We start from the raw sequence: 17,455 nt of genomic DNA, 5'->3' as shown, positions 1-17,455 counted from the left end.
GGACGATCGCCGGGCGACGCTCGCGGTCAGGCGTACCGGGTCCAGGTGCCCCGGAACACCCGGTACACGCCGAGCGAGTCGGGCTCCATGCCGCCGTGCCGGTCGGCGCGGAACGCGTACCCGCCGGCGATGCCCTCGACCGTCTGCGCCTGGAGGAGGGCCCGCAGCCGGCCCCGGTCGAGGCTCGTCGCCATCCGCGCCGACGTGGCGAGGAGCTGGAGCGCGTCCGAGGCGTACGGGGCGAAGTCCGGGCTGACGCCGTGCCGCTGCGTGTAGCGGTTGGCGAAGTCCCGGCGGGCCAGCTGCGCCGTCGTGGTGGCGGTGGCCGCTGAGACGTCCAGGCAGGCCGGGTGCACCGCGTACGCGCCCTCCACGGCGGCGGCGTTCGCCCCCTGGACGGTGTCGTCGGCGACCGCGCCGGCGTCGAAGAAGATCGGGCCGCGGTGACCGGCGGCGCGCAGCTCCCGTGCCGCGACACCGGAGTCGGGCGCGGTACCCCAGACCACCACGCCGTCCCGCTGGCTGCCGGCGACGCGCTCGGCGGCGGCACGGAAGCGGCGGCCGGTCGCCGGCAGGCGTACCGTGCGGGCCAGGTCGGTGCTGCTGTCGGCGAGCGCCTCCCGCATCGCCCGCACACCCGAGTCGCCGTGCACGCCGTCGGCGGCGAGCACCGACACCCGCCGGATCCGCTTGGACTCGAACAGCTCCGCCAGGCGGCGCGCCATGTCGACGGCGTCCGGGGTCAGCTTGTAGGTGAACGTGCGCTCGTCCAGCGGCAGCACGATGCGGTCACCGTAGCCGAGCGACAGGAAGGGCGTCTTGACCCGCTGGGCGGCCACCGCGAGGGCCATCGAGGTCTCGCCGAGCACGCCGCCGATGAGCGCCTGCGCGCCGGCCCGGGTAAGGTCGGCGGCGTGGCGGGCGGCGACCTCGGGATTGCTGCCGTTGTCCAGGACCTGGAGCCGGACCGACCGGACCAGGTTCCCGACCGGTACGCCGGTGCGGTTCAGCGAGTCGGCGGTGAGTTGCAGGGCCTGCCGCTGGGCGACGCCGAGCAGCGCCCCGGCGCCGGTCAGCTCCAGACTCGCGCCGACGATCAGATCCTGGTCGCTCGGCGCGCTGCTGGACGGGCCGTCGTCCGGCCGCTGGCCCTGCGGCGCGCAACCGGCGAGCAGCAGGCTCCCGGCAGCGGCGGCGAGGACGCCCCGCCGGGTGAGCACAGTGGAGTCGAACGCCGGTGTCGCCAATGGAATCGCCTTCCCACCCCGGCGAACAGGCGCCGCCGCTGGTCCGCCGGGTATGTTCCCGGCCGGTCCAGCTCAGCGTCAAATCGTCCCGGTGTGGGATGGAACACCCCGGCGGGCCCGGTCAGGAGCGGTAGCCCGCCGAGCGGTACTCGTACTCCCGGTCGTCGTCGCGGTCACCGGTGTCGCGGGTGAAGTCCCAGCCGCCGGCCGCCTCACGGCCCGGACGGCCGCCCACGGCGAAGCCGCCGATCTCCTGGCCGCGCCGCCAGCCCCGGAAGTATCCGGTGGTGTTCTCGGCGAGGCTCGCCGCGTTCCGCACGATCCGCAGCGGACGCTCCTCGCGCAGCGGGGAGCCCGGCACCAGGTTGGCCTGCGGCACGCGCTTCGGCAGCCCGGCCTTGGTCTCCGAGCCGACGGACGGGCGGGCCGCCTGCTCGGCCGCCTGCCAGCCGGTGTCGGCGGTGGTCGACCAGTCCAGGTCGGCCTCGTCGCCGTGCCCGACGAACCAGGCGGACTTGGCCTGCGCGAAGATCAGCAGGTCGCCGTCACCCTCGTCGGAGACCGGCGGCGGCCGGTGCTCCTTCGGGGCCGGACGCCGCTCGGCCGCGGCGGGAAGCGGGACGCGACCCGGGTCGCCCTGGTCGACCAGACGCAACGGCGGCGCGTCCAGGCCGGGGTCGGACGGCCGGCTCATCTCGTCGCGCAGCGCCCGGTCCGCCAGCGGCGGCGGCTCCACCAGCCGCAGCATCGGCGGCTCCTGCGGCAGGTCGTCGGCGAGCCACGGCGGCGTGACCCGGCCGGGGTCGCTCGGCGCGTCCACGCCCCGCCCGTACGAGTAGGTGGTGCCCTCCCGCTCCCGCGCGGTGTCGTCCTCGTTGTTCACCAGCGGCCAGTTCGCCCGGGAGCCCGGCGGCGCCTCCGGCGCGGGCGGACGCGGGGCCTGCACCGGGATGCTCAGGTCGGTGGCGCTGAACCCACCGGTCGGCGGTTCCGGGTTCTGGTTCGTCTTGGGCCGGGGCGGGATGACGGTGCGCTGGCGCTCGGCCCGCGCCTTGTTGATCGCCGCGGTGGTGAGCGTCGGGCGGAACGGCTCGCCGGCCTCGGCGGGCGGCACGGCGCCGCGCGGGGACGGGGCGATCGGTGTGATCCCGGGTGGCGGCGGGGGCGGCGCGGAGATCGGCCGGTTGGTGGGGCCGTCCACCCGCGACGGCAGCGGCGCGCCGGTCGGCTCGGGCCGCGCCGGGGGAGCCGAGGACGGCCGGCCCAGTGCGGCCGCCGGAGCGACGGGCGTGACCGGGGCCGGGGCGATCGGCGGCGGCGTGACCGGCGCGGGTGCGACCGGTGGCGGGCCGAGCGGCCGGGGCGTCGTCGTGGCGGCCGGACCGGACACCGGCTCCGGACGGCTGCGCCGCCCACCGGGGACCGGCTCGGGTCGGCCGCGACGACCGGCCGGCTCGGGTGCGCCGGCCGGCTCGGGACGACCACGGTGGGGCTCGGCGATCGGCTCCGGCTGGATCGAGCGCACCGGACGCAGGTCGGCCGCCGACGTCGGGGCCAGCTCGTCGACATGTTCGCCCCTTCGGGCGGCGGCCCGTCGGCCGGTCGCGGGGGCGGGAGCGGTGCGTTCGGCGAGCGCGCCGACGAGCGCGTCGCAGCCGGCGTCGCAGGTCCGGACCGAGGCGACGGCCTGGCGCACGGTCTCGGCGACGGCCGCGGTGAGCGTGCGGTTGACGGTGGCCCGCCGGGGCGTCTCGGAGATGGCGACGCGCAGCGCGGTCACCGCGTCGGAGACGGCGTCGGCGTCGGCCACGCCCTCGCCGGCCAGGTGCGCGACGACCGCGTCGGCGGTCAGCGCGCCGTCCCGGCCACCGCGGCCCGCGGGGCCGGTGAGCATCCCCGGCTCGGGCAGCGCGTCGAGGACCGCCAGGGCGACCCGGTCGGCAGGATCCGGGTAGGCCCGCAGCGCGGCCGGGTAGAGCTCGCGGAGCACCTCGCGCAGCGTCACCGCCGCCGAGTGCCGGCCGCTCGCCAGCGCCGCGTGCGCGGCCAGAACCTGCGTGTATCCGGCGAGTTCACGCGGCGCCGGGAGGGTCACCGCGGAGAGCGCGCCGGCCTGGAGCGCGCGGGCCAGCCCGACCGCCCGGCGCTCGGCGGGCGGGGACTGCATCTCCTCCAGGGAGTCGTCGTCGGCGAAGCGCTCGGCGAAGTCGTCGACCGAGTCGTCGTCCGCGATCGCCAGCGGCCGGCCGGCGGCGCTCAGCAGCGAGGTGACGATGTGGTCGTCGCTGTCCGCGGCGATGGCCGCGCCGCTCGGACCGCCGGACCGTTCCACCAGCAGCGCGACCAGCCGGGCGTAACCGGCGGGATCGTCACCGATCTCGCAGACGTACAGCAGACGGCCTGCGTCGTCGACCACAGCGGACGTCAGCGTCGTTCCGGCCGAAGCCGTTCGGTCGGCCGGATCTGCCGAGGCCAGACCGCAGTACACGCGCACGAGCGCCACGGCGTCGTCCTCCTCCCGGGACACAGGTCTTGCACTGCCAGAGACTGATGCTCCCCGCTCCGGGTCAGTCGCGCCAGTCCACAACCGCAGAGATCTTGCCGACAATGGTGCGCCAACCCAAACTTGCGGTTTGTGCCCCGATTTTCTTCAACCGGCGACGACCCAGGAAACCACCGACGCCACCGTTGACGGAAGCGCGCAGCGCCTCGTCCAGGTCGTCCAGGCTGGAACCGGCGGAGAGCATGTCGAGCACGGCGGGCAGCCGCAGGGCGTAGGCCAGGTCACGGGCGATCTCACCGGCTTCGATGAGCAGCTCGTGGTCCCACGCGTCGTGGCCGCCGCGCAGGTTCTCCACCACCAGGTCGAGCTCGTACGTGTCCTCGTCCAGCGGGGCGATGTCGGCCGGCTCCAGCCGTTCGGACAGTTCATTCCAGCTGTCCAGCTGGGACAGGTCGTTGGGCGCACCGGAACGGATGAAAGTGACCAATGACTCCGGGGTCTTGAACAGCAGGAGCCGGCCCTTGTGGGTGAGGAAGACCGGCACCTCCTCGTCGCCCGCCTCGTCCTCGTCGTCCTCGTCCTCGGCCTCGTCGGCCTTGTCGTCGTCCGAGGCGTCGGCCTTGTCCTTGCGGCGGGCCTTGGCGTCCTTCTCCTCGTCCTCGTCGTCCTCCTCGGCGGAGAGGGCGGCGAACTCCTCGTCGAGGATCACCACCTCCTCGTCCTCCTCGGTCTCGACGACCTGGCGACGGGCCAGGAACGGGTCGTCCTGGTCGCGCTCGGCGACGTCGGTCGGGGTCAGCTCGCGCGCCGGCCGGTACGCCCGCAGCGTGAATCCGGTGCCGGAGGGCAGAGCGATCTCCACCGGGTCGATCCGCACCTCGTCCCAGAGCGCGCGGTCGGCCGGCGGGCGGTCCTCCTCGACCTCGTCGGCCGCGGCGGCGGCGTCGGTGTCGTCGAGCTGGGGCTCGTCGGCGTCGGGCCGTTGGGGCGACTGGCGGGCCACGCTGACCTCCGTGTGCGTTCGGGTTGCCCACCCGGCGGCGTCGCGCCGTCGAGTGACTCTGCGCACATACCCTAGTGGGCGACGGTTCCGACCGGGAGTCGCACCCCTTGGCGTCGTGGCGGCGCGACAAGTAGCGTTGCTACGCATGAAGGCGCAGGCGCTGCACGGACACCTGGACGCGCTGCTGCTCGCCGTGCTGGAACGGGGCGCTCTGCACGGCTACGCGATCATCGAGGCGTTGCGTGCCCGCAGCGGCGGCACGCTGGATCTGCCCACCGGCACCATCTATCCGGCGCTGCGCCGGCTGGAGCGGGCCGGGCTGGTGGCGAGCACCTGGAGCACTGTGAACGGCCGGGAGCGCCGCACCTACGAGCTGACCGATGCCGGCGGCCGGGCGCTCGCCGGGGAGCGGGCCGGCTGGCGCGAGTTCAGCGCCACCGTCGGGCGGTTCCTCGGCGCGGACGAGCCACCCACCGCACCGGCCTGACCGGGCCCGGCCGGCAGCCCGGGGCCCGCACCGAGCCGCCCGAGGGCCGGCCAGTGGGCGGGCCGAGTCGCTCAGCCGGCCAGCCGGCGGTCGGCGAGCACCCAGCAGCGGGCCGCCCGGGCCAGGGCGAACCAGGCCGCCGAGACCACCACCATCCCGATGATCAGGGGAGGCCAGGTGAGCGCGGCGTCCCACAGCCCGATCGACCAGCCGAACAGCGCGCCCCCGGCGACCGCGCCGAGCAGCAGGCTGCCGGTCAGACCGAAACCGACCAGCCGCGCCGGGCGGACGAGCCGCGGTGACCCCCACCGGGCGACGAGCGGGCCGACCAGCAGCGCAGCCAGCGCCAGCGCGGCGACCACGCCCCAGATGCCGTTCAGCGCGGCGGAGAGCAGCAGGTAGCTCTGTGGCGGCGGCGGACCGCCGCTCCAGCTCGACCCCTGCCAGGTCAGGTCGCCGGCGGCGATGAGCACCACCGCCACCACGAGCGTGCGCAGCGCCAGCCCGCGCAGCGCGCCGACGGCCAGCTCGGCCTGGAAACCCGGCACGAGCTGGGCGTCGCTGCCGAACTCGGCGACCGCCCGCCGCTGCGCCTCCGCCCGCGGCAGGCCCCCTTCCCGGTACGCCTCGACGGCGTCCTCCAGCGCGTGCCGCGCCTCGGTCAGCAGGTCGGCCTTGAGCCGGTCCGGCCCGTGCAACCGCGTGGACAGTTCGTGCAGCCGGCGGTCGACCACTGCCTCCTCATGCACCCGCATGCGGGTAAGCCTGCCACCGACGGGCGACACCCGCGTCAGGGAAAACCCCGATCGGCCGGGCGTCAGGGCGTGATCGCCAGGTAGCCGCGCTCGGCCGCCTCCTGGCGCAGCCACTGCTCCCGGTACCAGCCGGGGCGTGCCACCAGCTCGTCGTGCCGGCCGCGCTGCACGACCCGGCCGCCTTCGAGCACCACGATCTCGTCCAGCCCGGCCAGACCGCTGAGCCGGTGGCTGATCAGCAGTACCGAGTGCCCGGCCGGGGTGGCGGCGAGCGTGGACTCCAGCACCGCGTCGGCCGCCGCCGGGTCGAGCCCTTCGGTCGGCTCGTCGAGCACCAGCACCGGCGGGGCGGCCAGCAGCGCGCGGGCCAGCGCGAGCCGCTGCCGCTGCCCGCCGGAGAGCTGCCCGCCCTGCTCGCCGACCACCGTCTCCCAGCCGTCGGGCTGCTCGCGTACCCAGTCGAGCAGGCCGGCCGCCCGGGCCGCGGCGGCCAGGTCCGCCTCGGTGGCGTCCGGCCGGCCGAGGAGCAGGTTCTCCTTGACCGTCGCGTGGAAGACGTACGCCTCGGCGAGCAGGCCGCCGACCACCCGGGGCAGGTGCTCGGCCGGGATCTCGGACACCGGCACGCCGCGGGCGGTGACGCGGCCGGCGTCGGGGCGTACCGCGCCGGTGAGCACTGCGGCGAGCGTGCTCTTGCCGGCGCCGCTCGGCCCCACCACCGCCACCCGGCGGCCGGCCGGCAGGTCGAGGTCGAACCCGGCCAGGGCGGGGGCGGCACCGGCCCGGTAGCGGACCGTCACGTCGGAGAACCGCACGTCGTGGCCGTCGTTCCCGGGCTCCGGCGTGGTCTGCGGCGTCGCCGTGGCCGGCTCGGTGAGCAGGTCGGCGACGCGGGCCAGCCCGGCCCGCAGCTGGGTGCGCTGGCGGGCCGCCGCGACGAGCGCGAGCGCCACCTCCACGGCGGCGAGCGAGCCGACCGCGAGGACGCCGACGAGCACGCCACCGACCTCGGCGCGCAGCGCCACGACCACCACGGCGGCGGCGGTGAGGCCACCGACGAGGACACCGAGCGCGTCCACCGCGAAGCCGGTCGCGGCGAGCCGGCGTTCCAGCCGGGCCAGCCGTCCGGCCCGCTGGTGGGCGGCGGCGAGCGCGGCGCCGGTCGCCCCGAACGCGGCCAGGTCGGCGGCGCCGTGGGTGAGGTCGACCGCGTCCACGGCGAGCGCGCCCCGCAGCGGGGCCACCTCGTCGGCGGCGCGGCGGGTGATCCGGGTGGCGAGCGCGGGCAGCGCCACGCCTGCCACGAGCAGGCCGATCGCGAGCACACCGGCGGCCGGTGGCGAGATCAGCGCGGCGATGCCGACCGCGAGCACGCTGACCAGTGCCGCCGCCGCTCCCGGCACGAGGACGCGCAGGAGCAGGTCCTGGGCGGCCTCCACGTCGGAGACCAGCCGGCTCAGCGCGTCCCCGGTACGCCGGCCGGTCTCGCGCCGGGCGGCGAGCGTGGCGAAGACGCGGGCCCGTACATCGGTGATCATGCGGAGTACGGCGTCGTGCCCGGCGAGCCGTTCGGTGTACCGGAACACGCCCCGGCTGACCGCGAGCGCCCGGACCGCGACGATGGCCACCGTCAGCCGGTCCAGCGGAGGCCGGCCGGCGGCGCTCATCAGCAGCCAGGTGGCGGTGGCCATCAGTGCCAGGCCGGCGAACTCGGTCGCGGCGGCGAGCAGTCCGGCGCCGAGCAGCCGGCTCAGGTACGGCCGGGCCAGGCGCAGCACCGCCCGCTCGGCGCCGGTACGGGCAGGTGCGGGCGGTTCCGGCGAGCCGGAGGGCGCGACCGGTACCCCGGTCGGCCCGGCCGGCTCGCGGCCCACCGGCGTCACGCCGTCGGCGGCGGTCACCGGGCCACCACCGGGCAGGCGGGGGAGACGGCGCTCATCGGGAGACTCCCGGGCCGGTGGCGGTCGCGTGCAGCTCGGTGACCCGGCCGTCCTCGACGCGCAGGATCCGGTCGGCGTCGGCGAGCAGCGCGGGCCGGTGCGCGACGAGCAGCGCGGTACGTCCGGCGACCAGCCGCCGGGTCGCGTCCAGCACCACCGCCTCGCTGGCGCTGTCCAGCCGCGCGGTCGGCTCGTCGAGCAGCACGATCGGGGCGTCCCGGAGGAACGCGCGGGCCAGCGCGACGCGCTGCCGCTGCCCGCTGGACAGCCCGTGGCCGCGCTCGCCGAGGCGGGTGTCCAGCCCGTCGGGCAGGGCGTCGACCACCTCGTCCAGCGCGGCGCCGGTGACCGCCGCGGCGAGCGCGGCATCGGGGGTGTCCGGTGCGCCGAGGCGGATGTTGTCGGCGAGCGACCCGGCGAACAGGTGCGCCCGCTGCGGCACCCAGGCCAGCTCGCGCCGCCAGGCGTCGAGGTCGGCCCCGGCCAGGTCCACCCCGTCGACGGTGACCCGGCCGGAGGTCGGGGCGACGAAGCCGAGCAGCAGGTTGAGCAGCGTGCTCTTGCCCGCGCCGCTGGGCCCGATGATGGCCACCCGGTCGCCGGGCCGGATGGTCAGCGTGACGTCGCGCAGCGCGGTCGTCCGGTCGTACGCGACCGTCACGTCCTCGAAGCGGATCTCGCCCCGGCCGCCCGGCGCCGGACCGCGGGGCCCGGTGGTGGTGGCGGGTGCGTCGCCGGCGGAGAGCGTGAGCGCCTCGTCCAGCGCGGTGAGCCCTTCCATGCTGGCGTGGAACCGGCTGCCCGCGGCCCGCAGCGGCAGGTACGCCTCCGGGGTGAGCAGCAGCACCAGCAGCGCGGTGGAGAGCGTGATGCCGCCGCCGAGCAGCCGGATGCCGATCGGCACCGCGACCAGCGCGACGGAGAGCGTGGCTACCAGTTCCAGCACCAGCGCGGACAGGAACGCGATCCGCAGCGTCTTCATGGTGGCCTGGCGGTGGCCGTCGGCCATCCGGCGTACCACGTCGACCTGGCCCCGGGACCGGCCGAACGCGCGCAGCGTGGGCAGCCCGGCCACCATGTCGAGGAAGTGCCCGCCGAGCAGCGACAGCCGGCGCCACTGCCGTTCGGTGGCGGCCTGCGCCTGCCAGCCGAGCAGCGCGCCGAAGATCGGGATGAGCGGGATGGTGAGCGCGATGATCAGCGCCGAGCTCCAGTCGGCGAACACGATCCGGGCCAGCACCGCCACTGGCACCGTGACGCTCAGCACGAGTTGCGGCAGGTAGCCGGTGAAGTAGGGGTCGAGCGCGTCCAGACCGCGCCCGGCCAGGGTGGCGAGCTGCCCCGCCCGCTGGCCGGCGACCCAGGTGGGGCCGTGCCGGCCGACCGCGCCGAGCAGATCGGCGCGCAGCGCCGCCTTGACCGTCGCGGCGGCCCGCGCCGCCACTGCGCCCTGCGCCCAGCTCACCAGCGCCCGCCCGGCGACCGCGGCCACGAACCCGGCCAGCGCCGGCCGGTGCAGCCGCCCGTCGAACGCCGTGGCCAGCAGCGTCGCCAGCGCGGTGGCCTGGGCGATCACCAGCAGCGCGGTGAGCCCGCCCAGTACCGCGAGCACGGCGAGGTCGCGCCGGGCCGCGGGGACCCGACGCAGCAGACGCGGGTCGAACGGGCGGCGGCTCACCAGTACACCGGTGCCCTGCCGTCGATCCGTCCCCGGAACACCCACCAGCACATCGCCTGAAAGCCTAGTAGGGCCGGCAGGAGCGGCAGCGCGAGCCATCCCAACAGCGCCAGCGTCGGGCGGCTGGCGGCCGCCTCGGCCACTGTGAGCGACGCCGCCGGGTCGGTCGTGGAGACCAGGATCCGGGGCCAGAGCGCGGCCCCGACCAGCGGCGCGGGCAGCGCCAGCGCCGTCGCGGTCGCCGCGAAGGCCACCCCGGCCCGGCCCCGCCGCAGCGCCGCGCGGGCCGCCAGCAGCGTCACCACGAGCGCCAACGGCAGGAGTACGGCCACAGCCGGGCGCGCCACCGCGGCGCGTACCCGATCGGAGAGCAGCCCCAGGACGGTGACCGAGGCGACAGCGGTGAGCGCGGCGGGTACCAGGCCGCTCGCCAGCCGGGCGAGCGCCGGGGCCTCGGCGGCGGGCAGCCGGAGCGTGAGGAACGTCGCACCGTGCACCGCGACCAGCGCGAGCAGCGCCAGCCCGGCGGCGGCGACGAACGGGGTGGCGAGATGACCGGCACCGGCCACGTGGCCGTCAGCGCTCAACGGCACGCCTTGGAGCAGCCCGGCGAGCACCGCGCCCCAGCCCAGCGCGGCGAGCACGCAGCCGGCCACCACCACCCGGTCCCAGCGGGCGCGAGCGGTGGCGGAGGCCGGGCGGCTGCGCAACTGCACCCCGGCGGTCACCAGCACCACCCCGGTCAGCGCGGCGAGCACGGCCGGGTAGAAGCCGGAGAGCAGCTCACCCTCCAGCCGGGGGAACGCGCCGAACAGGATGCCGACGGCGGCCACCAGCCAGACCTCGTTGCCGAGGAAGAACGGCCCGAGCGCGGTGAGCGTGGCCCGGCTGCCCGGTGCCGGGCCGCGCCGGGCCAGCAGCAGGCCGACGCCGTAGTCGTAGCCGCCGAGCACGAGGTAGGTGGCGAAGAAGAGGCCGAGCAGGGCGTACCAGGCGAGTTCCACGGCGGGCTCCCTCAGACGAACACGGGCTGGTGGTGGGCGTCGGTGTCGGGCGCGGGCGGTCGGCCGAGCGCGGGGTCGCGCGCCCCGCGGGCGGCGTGCCGGGCCAGCAGCACCCAGTTGGTCACCGCGAGCGCGCCGAGCAGCAGGCTGAACCCGATCAGCGAGGTGAGCATCAGCGCGGGCGAGACCGGTGAGACGGCCTGCGCGGTGGGCAGCAGCCCGTACGCGGCCCATGGCTGGCGGCCGACCTCGCGGGCGATCCAGCCGAGCAGCATCGCGACGAAGGGCAGCGGCAGGCCGAGCAGGATCAGCCAGAGCGGCACCTTCAGCCGGATGATCCAGTCGCGCCAGAGCAGCGGCAGCAGGAGCCAGAGGGCGCCGAGCGTGAAGCCGATCAGGATCATGAAGCCGAGGCCGACGTCGGAGAGCACCGGCGGTTCCCAGTCGCCGGGGCCGAACCGCGCGGTCCAGTCGGCGACGAGCGCGTCCCGGTCCGGCCCGCCGCCGAACTTGGTCGGCTGGAGCTGCCCGACCGGGCCGAACTGGGCGAAGCCGAAACCCTGGAGCAGGCTGACCGAGAGCGCCGCGGTGACCAGGCCTAGCCGCAGCGAGGTGCGGAAGAGCGCGTAGTCGGGGGTACGCCGGAGCAGGTGCCAGGCGCTCACCGCGGCCATCAGCAGGCCGCCGGTGACCAGGCTCGCCGAGACGACGTGGCCGAACGCCATGCCGAACGTGGGATTGGTGAGCAGCGCGCCGAAGTCGGTGAGGTGGGCCACGCCGTCGCGGACCTCGTACCCGACCGGGTTCTGGAGCCAGGCGTTCGCCACCATGATCCAGAAGGCCGAGGCGTACGCGGTGATCGCCACGCCCCAGAGCAGCGCCAGATGCACGCCGCGCCGCAGCCGGTGCCACCCGAAGATCCACATGCCGAGGAACGTGGACTCCAGGAAGAACGCCACGAGCGTCTCGATGGCCAGCGGCGCGCCGAACACGTTTCCGACGTAGCGCGACAGCCCGCTCCAGTTCAGCCCGAACTGGAACTCCATCACGATGCCGGTGGCGATGCCGAGCACGTAGTTGATCACGTAGAGCTGGCCCCAGAACCGGGTCAGCCGCTCGTACACCGGCTTGCCGGTCAGGTAGCCGGCCGTCTGCAGCCCGACCAGCAGCGTGACCAGGCCGAGCGTGACCGCCACGAACAGGAAGTGGATCGAGGTGGTGGTGGCGAACTGGAGGCGGGCGAGGAGCAGCGGGTCCACTGTCGTCCTCCCATGGGTTGGCTCTCTTGTCGTAGCCAACCTACACGTAGCCTAGCTACCTATAGGGGTGCGCGAACCCGGAGAAGTCCCGTAGGGGGCGAGGTCAGCTCAGGAACAGGGCGAACGGCAGGGAGACGAGCGTGCCCGCGACGGCCAGCGCCATCGCGCCGAGCACCCGCGGCGGGCGGTCCGCGACGAGCAGCCGCTGCACCCGTACGTCGAGGTCGCGGTCGCCGAGTCCGAGCGTGCCGGCCGGCTGGACCCGGTGCCCGGCGGCGGCGAACCGGCGCAGCGCACCGGCCAGCGGCGCCTCCGCGTGCAGCTCCCGGGCCTTGTCGTCGGCGCGCATCTCGACCAGCAGCGCCACCCGCGCGTGCGCGTCCCGCACCCACTGGAACCAGGGCAGCGCCCGGCACAGCGCGGTGAACGGCAGCAGCACCAGGTCGTGCCGCTCCTGGGCGTGCGCCCGCTCGTGGGTGAGCACCGCCGCCAGCTCGGCCGGGTCGAGCAGGTCGAGCGTGCCGGCGCTCACCACCACCCGGGGACGCACCCCGGGCAGGCAGTACGCCGCCGCGCTCGGGTGGTCGAGCACCAGCGCGCCGGGCACCGTGGGGTCACGCCGGGCCACCAGGTGCAGCAGCTCCCGGTGCCGGCGCTGGGCGCGGACCGCGCCGTGCAGGCTGCGTACCGTCGTGGTGAGCAGCACCGCGCCGATGCCGAGACCGACGCCGACCAGGCTGAGGTGCACCGCGCCCACCCCGGCCGGCAGCGTGCCGTGGGCCAGGTCGTCGGCCAGGGCCAGCAGCGCGTGCCCGGTCGCCCGGTCGTACGCGTCGAGCCCCAGCGCCATCGGCAGCCCCATGGCGGACAGGCCGAGCGCCAGCCCGACCGCCTGCCAGCAGATGATCGCCACCCGGGGCGCCCGCCAGGTCCAGCGCGCGGCGGCGAGGACCTGCGCGGTCAGCCAGCAGGCCAGGACGATCGCGGCGAAGTGCAGGGCGTACGCCACGGCAGCCGCCCTACCGGTCCGTCGCCTCGTCGAGCGCCGGCCGGCCGGGCCGGGGGTTCTCGACCCGGCCGGCCGGTCCGTCCTCGGCTGTCGCCCCGGCCTCGGCGCCGAGCGCGGCGCGGAGCACGTCCGCCTCCGTGCCGGTGACCGAGCGGGCGAAGCGCACGAGCGCGGCGTCCCGGCTGCCGCCGAGGTCGAGGGCTTCGAGCATGAGCTGGGCGATGTGCGCCTCGCGGGTGGCGGCCGGGCGGTAACGCCAGGCGCGCCCCTCCCGCTCGCGCTGCACCATGCCCTTGCCGGCGAGCCGGTCGAGCACTGTCATCACAGTGGTGTAGGCCAGTTCCCGGCCGTCCAGGGCGTCGGCGACCTCGCGCACCGTCACCCCGCCCGACGAGGCGGGCGCCGCGTCCCACAGCACGTCCATCACCGCACGCTCAAGGTCCCCCAGCCGAGTCACCCGGCAATCCTACCCCCGGTAGTAGATCCCTTCCGACCCCCGGGGACCGCCCGGGTCAGACGCCCTTCGGGTGCCAGACCGTCTTGATCTCCAGCAGCGTGGTCATCCGGGTGATGCCGGGGTCGGCGTACCAGTCGTGGTCGGCCGGAGCCGGCCGCAGCACCCGCTTGAGGTTCTCCGCGGCCCTGATCTCCAGGTCGGCCGCCAGCTCGGCGTCGGCGACGCCGGTCAGGTCGATCGCGTTGACGTCCATGTGCGCGGCGAGCGTCGGCACGGTCTCGGCCAGCCGGCCGGTGAGGATGTTGACCACCCCGCCGGGCAGGTCGGAGGTCGCGAGCACCTCGGCCAGCGTCACCGCCGCCAGCGGCGCCGCCGGGGAGGCGGCCACCACCACCGTGTTGCCGGTCACGATCGCCGGGGCGATCACGCTCACCAGGCCGAGCAGCGCGGGCTCCTCGGGGGCCACCACCGCCACCACGCCGCTGGGCTCCGGCGCGGACAGGTTGAAGTACGGGCCGGCCACCGGGTTCGCCCCGCCGTACACCTGGGCGATCTTGTCGGACCAGCCCGCGTACCAGACCCAGCGGTCGATCGCGGCGTCCACCTCGTCGGCCGGGACGCCCAGGGCCACGAACTGCTCGCGCCGGCCCTCCAGCATCTCGGCGACCCGGTAGAGGATCTGACCCCGGTTGTACGCGGTCGCCCCGGCCCAGCCCTTCACCGCGGCGCGGGCGGCCACGACCGCGTCCCGCGCGTCCTTCCGGGAGGCAAGAGACACGTTCGCGGATTGCACGAGATACGACCGTCCCGACTCGCTGCGCGGGAACTTCCCGCCGATGAAGAGCTTGTACGTCTTGCGTACCGCGACCCGCTCAGACATTGAGGTACCCCTCCAGCCCGTGCCGGCCGCCCTCGCGACCGTAGCCCGACTCCTTGTAGCCGCCGAACGGCGAGGTCGGGTCGAACTTGTTGAACGTGTTGGCCCACACCACGCCCGCGCGCAGCCGGTCGGCCAGCCACAGGATCCGGGAACCCTTGTCGGTCCAGATCCCGGCCGACAGCCCGTACGGCGTGTTGTTGGCCTTCTCGACGGCCTCCGCCGGGGTGCGGAACGTGAGCACCGACAGCACCGGGCCGAAGATCTCCTCGCGGGCGATCCGGTGCGCCTGGGTGACGCCGGTGAAGATGGTCGGCGCGAACCAGAAGCCGCGCTCGGGCAGCTCGCACGGCGGCGACCAGCGCTCGGCGCCCTCGGCGGACCCGGCGTCGGACAGCTCCCGGATCCGGGCGAGCTGTGCGGCCGAGTTGATCGCGCCGATGTCGGTGTTCTTGTCCAGCGGGTCGCCGACCCGGAGCTGGGCCATCCGGCGCTTGAGCGACTCCAGCACCCGGTCGGCGACCGACTCCTGGACCAGCAGCCGGGAACCGGCGCAGCAGACGTGGCCCTGGTTGAAGAAGATGCCGTTGACGATGCCCTCGACGGCCTGGTCGATCGGGGCGTCGTCGAAGACGATGTTGGCGGCCTTGCCGCCCAGCTCCAGCGTGAGCTTCTTGCGGGTGCCGGCGACCGCGCGGGCGATGGCGCGGCCGACCTCGGTGGAGCCGGTGAACGCGACCTTGTCCACGCCCGGGTGCTCGACCAGCGCCCGGCCGGTGTCACCGGCGCCGGTGACGATGTTCACCACGCCGGCCGGCAGGTCGGCCTGCTGGCAGATCTCGGCGAACAGCAGCGCGGTGAGCGGGGTGGTCTCGGCCGGCTTGAGCACCACCGTGTTGCCGGCGGCCAGCGCCGGGGCGATCTTCCACGCCAGCATGAGCAGCGGGAAGTTCCACGGGATGACCTGCGCGGCCACGCCAAGAGGCTGCGGAGTCGCGCCGCTGTGCTGGCTCGTCGGCCTCCGGCCGAACCCGGCGTGCTCCAGCTTGTCCGCCCAGCCCGCGTAGTAGAAGAAGTGCGCGGCGACCAGCGGCAGGTCGACGTCGCGGGACTCCTTGATCGGCTTGCCGTTGTCCAGCGACTCCAGCACGGCCAGCTCGCGCGAGCGCTCCTGGATGATCCGGGCGATCCGGAACAGGTACTTGGCCCGGTCCCGGCCCGGCATCGGACCCCAGACCTTCTCGTACGCGCTCCGGGCGGCCCGGACCGCGCGGTCCACGTCGTCGGCGCCGGCCTCGGCGATCTCGGCCAGCACCTCCTCGGAGGCCGGGTTCACCGACTTGAAGCTGCCGCCGGAGGCCGGGTCGACGAACGCGCCGTCGACGAAGAGCCCGTACGAGGGCTTGATGTCCACCACCGAGCGGGACTCGGGGGCGGGTGCGTATTCGAACATCGCGTTCAGTCCAGGGTGAAGTAGTCGGGGCCGGCGTAGACGCCGGTCGTCAGCTTGGTGCGCTGCATGAGCAGGTCGTTGAGCAGGCTGGACGCGCCGAACCGGAACCAGTCCGGGCTCAGCCAGTCGGCGCCGACGGTCTCGTTGACCATGACCAGGTACTTGATCGCGTCCTTGGTGGTCTTGATGCCGCCGGCCGGCTTGACGCCGACCTGACGCCCGGTGGCGGCGCGGAAGTCGCGCACCGCCTCCAGCATCACCAGCGTCACCGGCAGGGTGGCCGCGACCGGAACCTTGCCGGTGGAGGTCTTGATGAAGTCGCCGCCCGCCAGCATGGCGAGCCAGGACGCGCGCCGCACGTTGTCGTACGTGGCCAGCTCACCGGTCTCCAGGATGACCTTGAGGTGGGCGTCCCCGCAGGCTTCCTTGGTGGCCACGATCTCGTCGTAGACCTCGGAGTAGCGCCCGGCCAGGAACGCGCCCCGGTTGATCACCATGTCGATCTCGTCGGCGCCCGCCTCGACCGCCGCGCGCACGTCGGCGAGCTTGATCTCCAGCGGGGCCTGGCCGGACGGGAACGCGGTCGCCACGCTGGCCAGGTGCACGCCGCTGCCGCGCAGCACCTCGGCCACGTACGGGACCATCGACGGGTAGACGCAGACGGCGCCGACGTGCGGGCAGCTCGGGTCGGCCGGGTCGGGGCGCAGCGCCTTGGCGGCCAGCGCCCGCACCTTGCCCGGGGTGTCCGCCCCTTCGAGGGTGGTCAGGTCGACCATCCGGATCGCCAGGTCGATCGCCTCGGCCTTGGCCGTGGTCTTGATGGAGCGGGTGCCGAGTTGCGCCGCCCGCTGCTCCGCGCCGACCTGGTCCACGCCGGGCAGGCCGTGCAGGAAGGTCCGCAGAGCGGTCTCGGATCGTCCCAGCTCGGTGAGGTCCGACCGGGCCGACGTCGTTGTCGCCGTCATGCCCCGAATAGTACGCACCCAGGAGTCGAGTGATCTTGCCCACAGGCGACCAGTCGTGAGCGTCATACGTGAGCGGTGTCGCTGGTCGTACCGCACCCGCCGTGCGCCGGGCCGCCAAACGGTAGGTTGAGCGATCGTGGACGTACACGTCATTGACCATCCGCTCGCCCAGACGCGGCTGACCGCCATGCGGGACGCCCGGACCGACTCGTCGTCGTTCCGGGCCGCGCTGCGCGAACTCACCACCATGCTGGTGTACGAGGCCGCGCGCTCCTTCCCGGTCGAGAAGTACTCGATCCAGACTCCGGTCACCGCCACCGAGGGCACCCGGCTGGCGAACCCGCCGCTGCTGGTGCCGGTGCTGCGGGCCGGTCTCGGCATGGCCGACGCCGCGCTCGGCCTGCTGCCCGAGTCGTCGATGGGCTTCGTCGGCCTGGCCCGCGACGAGGAGACGTACGAGCCCCGCGCGTACATGGAGTCGCTGCCGCGCGACCTCAGCGGCCTGCCGGTGCTGGTGCTCGACCCGATGCTCGCCACCGGCGGCTCGCTGGAGCACTGCTGCCGGCTGCTCGCCGACCGCGGCTGCACCGACATCACAGTGCTGTGCGTGCTGGCCGCCCCGGTCGGCATCGAGCGGCTGGAGCGCTCCGGGCTGCCGCTGCGCCTGGTCACCGCCTCGATCGACGAGGGACTGAACGACTCGAAGTTCATCGTCCCCGGCCTGGGCGACGCCGGTGACCGCCAGTTCGGCGGCATGCCCCGCTTCTGACCCGGGTGTCCGGGGATCCGGTTCGACCCGGCGACCCCGGATCCGGCGA

Annotated in this window: 15 protein-coding genes; 2 read left to right on the top strand and 13 right to left on the bottom strand. The window is 75.0% G+C overall.

The annotated features are described in order from the left end of the window. Nucleotides 1-26: 26 nt before the first annotated feature. The 3 genes from ABIH81_RS03950 to ABIH81_RS03940 all read right to left on the bottom strand — a co-directional run bounded on the left by ABIH81_RS03950 (nt 27) and on the right by ABIH81_RS03940 (nt 4,753). A complete protein-coding gene (locus tag ABIH81_RS03950; protein ID WP_349879064.1) occupies nt 27-1,247 on the bottom strand; it encodes an ABC transporter substrate-binding protein in 1,221 nt (406 codons plus the stop codon). A gap of 121 nt (nt 1,248-1,368) precedes the next feature. Continuing rightward, entirely contained in the window at nt 1,369-3,774 is a 2,406-nt protein-coding gene (locus ABIH81_RS03945) for a transposase (RefSeq protein ID WP_349879063.1), read from the bottom strand. Nucleotides 3,775-3,814: 40 nt separating this feature from the next. After that, nucleotides 3,815-4,753, bottom strand: a complete 939-nt coding sequence (locus ABIH81_RS03940) for a DNA primase (protein WP_349879062.1) — start codon at nt 4,751-4,753, stop codon at nt 3,815-3,817. Between the two features lie 145 nt (nt 4,754-4,898). On the opposite strand from ABIH81_RS03940, the gene ABIH81_RS03935 reads away from it, so the two are divergent. Beyond that, entirely contained in the window at nt 4,899-5,240 is a 342-nt protein-coding gene (locus ABIH81_RS03935; RefSeq protein WP_013473973.1) for a helix-turn-helix transcriptional regulator, read from the top strand. A 71-nt stretch (nt 5,241-5,311) separates the two neighbouring features. On the opposite strand, the gene ABIH81_RS03930 is transcribed toward ABIH81_RS03935, so the two are convergent. The 10 genes from ABIH81_RS03930 to deoC form a co-directional block, all read right to left on the bottom strand. After that, nucleotides 5,312-5,995 (bottom strand): permease prefix domain 1-containing protein, encoded by a 684-nt coding sequence (locus ABIH81_RS03930; RefSeq protein ID WP_349879061.1) that lies wholly within the window; start codon nt 5,993-5,995, stop codon nt 5,312-5,314. Nucleotides 5,996-6,057: 62 nt separating this feature from the next. Further along, nucleotides 6,058-7,896, bottom strand: a complete 1,839-nt coding sequence (cydC, locus tag ABIH81_RS03925) for a thiol reductant ABC exporter subunit CydC (RefSeq protein ID WP_349879060.1) — start codon at nt 7,894-7,896, stop codon at nt 6,058-6,060. Nucleotides 7,897-7,930: 34 nt separating this feature from the next. After that, nucleotides 7,931-9,613, bottom strand: a complete 1,683-nt coding sequence (gene cydD / locus ABIH81_RS03920) for a thiol reductant ABC exporter subunit CydD (RefSeq protein ID WP_349879059.1) — start codon at nt 9,611-9,613, stop codon at nt 7,931-7,933. Continuing rightward, entirely contained in the window at nt 9,610-10,617 is a 1,008-nt protein-coding gene (locus tag ABIH81_RS03915; protein WP_349879058.1) for a cytochrome d ubiquinol oxidase subunit II, read from the bottom strand. The genes cydD and ABIH81_RS03915 overlap by 4 nt, the downstream gene beginning before the upstream one ends. A gap of 11 nt (nt 10,618-10,628) precedes the next feature. After that, nucleotides 10,629-11,876 (bottom strand): cytochrome ubiquinol oxidase subunit I, encoded by a 1,248-nt coding sequence (locus ABIH81_RS03910; protein ID WP_349879057.1) that lies wholly within the window; start codon nt 11,874-11,876, stop codon nt 10,629-10,631. Nucleotides 11,877-11,979: 103 nt separating this feature from the next. After that, nucleotides 11,980-12,885, bottom strand: a complete 906-nt coding sequence (locus ABIH81_RS03905; protein ID WP_349879056.1) for a M56 family metallopeptidase — start codon at nt 12,883-12,885, stop codon at nt 11,980-11,982. 10 nt (nt 12,886-12,895) lie between these two features. After that, nucleotides 12,896-13,342 carry a BlaI/MecI/CopY family transcriptional regulator gene (locus tag ABIH81_RS03900; RefSeq protein WP_349879055.1) on the bottom strand — a complete coding sequence of 149 codons (447 nt, stop codon included), beginning with the start codon at nt 13,340-13,342 and terminating at the stop codon, nt 12,896-12,898. 55 nt (nt 13,343-13,397) lie between these two features. Further along, nucleotides 13,398-14,222, bottom strand: coding sequence for an aldehyde dehydrogenase family protein (locus ABIH81_RS03895; protein WP_349879054.1), 825 nt, complete (start codon nt 14,220-14,222; stop codon nt 13,398-13,400). Continuing rightward, nucleotides 14,215-15,672: an aldehyde dehydrogenase family protein gene (locus ABIH81_RS03890; protein WP_349879053.1), complete on the bottom strand. Its 1,458-nt coding sequence runs from the start codon at nt 15,670-15,672 to the stop codon at nt 14,215-14,217. Before ABIH81_RS03890 ends, ABIH81_RS03895 begins: the two co-directional genes overlap by 8 nt. A 5-nt stretch (nt 15,673-15,677) precedes the next feature. Next, the gene (gene deoC / locus ABIH81_RS03885) at nt 15,678-16,637 is read right to left on the bottom strand and encodes a deoxyribose-phosphate aldolase (protein WP_047893661.1); all 960 of its coding nucleotides are present in this window, start codon (nt 16,635-16,637) and stop codon (nt 15,678-15,680) included. Nucleotides 16,638-16,773: 136 nt separating this feature from the next. Between deoC and upp the strand changes: the two genes are divergently transcribed. Further along, nucleotides 16,774-17,406: a uracil phosphoribosyltransferase gene (upp, locus tag ABIH81_RS03880; protein WP_349879052.1), complete on the top strand. Its 633-nt coding sequence runs from the start codon at nt 16,774-16,776 to the stop codon at nt 17,404-17,406. The last annotated feature ends 49 nt before the right edge of the window (nt 17,407-17,455 follow it).

The sequence above is a fragment of the Micromonospora sp. HUAS YX12 genome (assembly GCF_040215685.1).
Lineage (GTDB): Bacteria > Actinomycetota > Actinomycetes > Mycobacteriales > Micromonosporaceae > Micromonospora > Micromonospora tulbaghiae.
The sequence above is the reverse complement of the archived record's forward strand: the minus strand, read 5'-3'. Positions and strand labels throughout refer to the sequence as shown.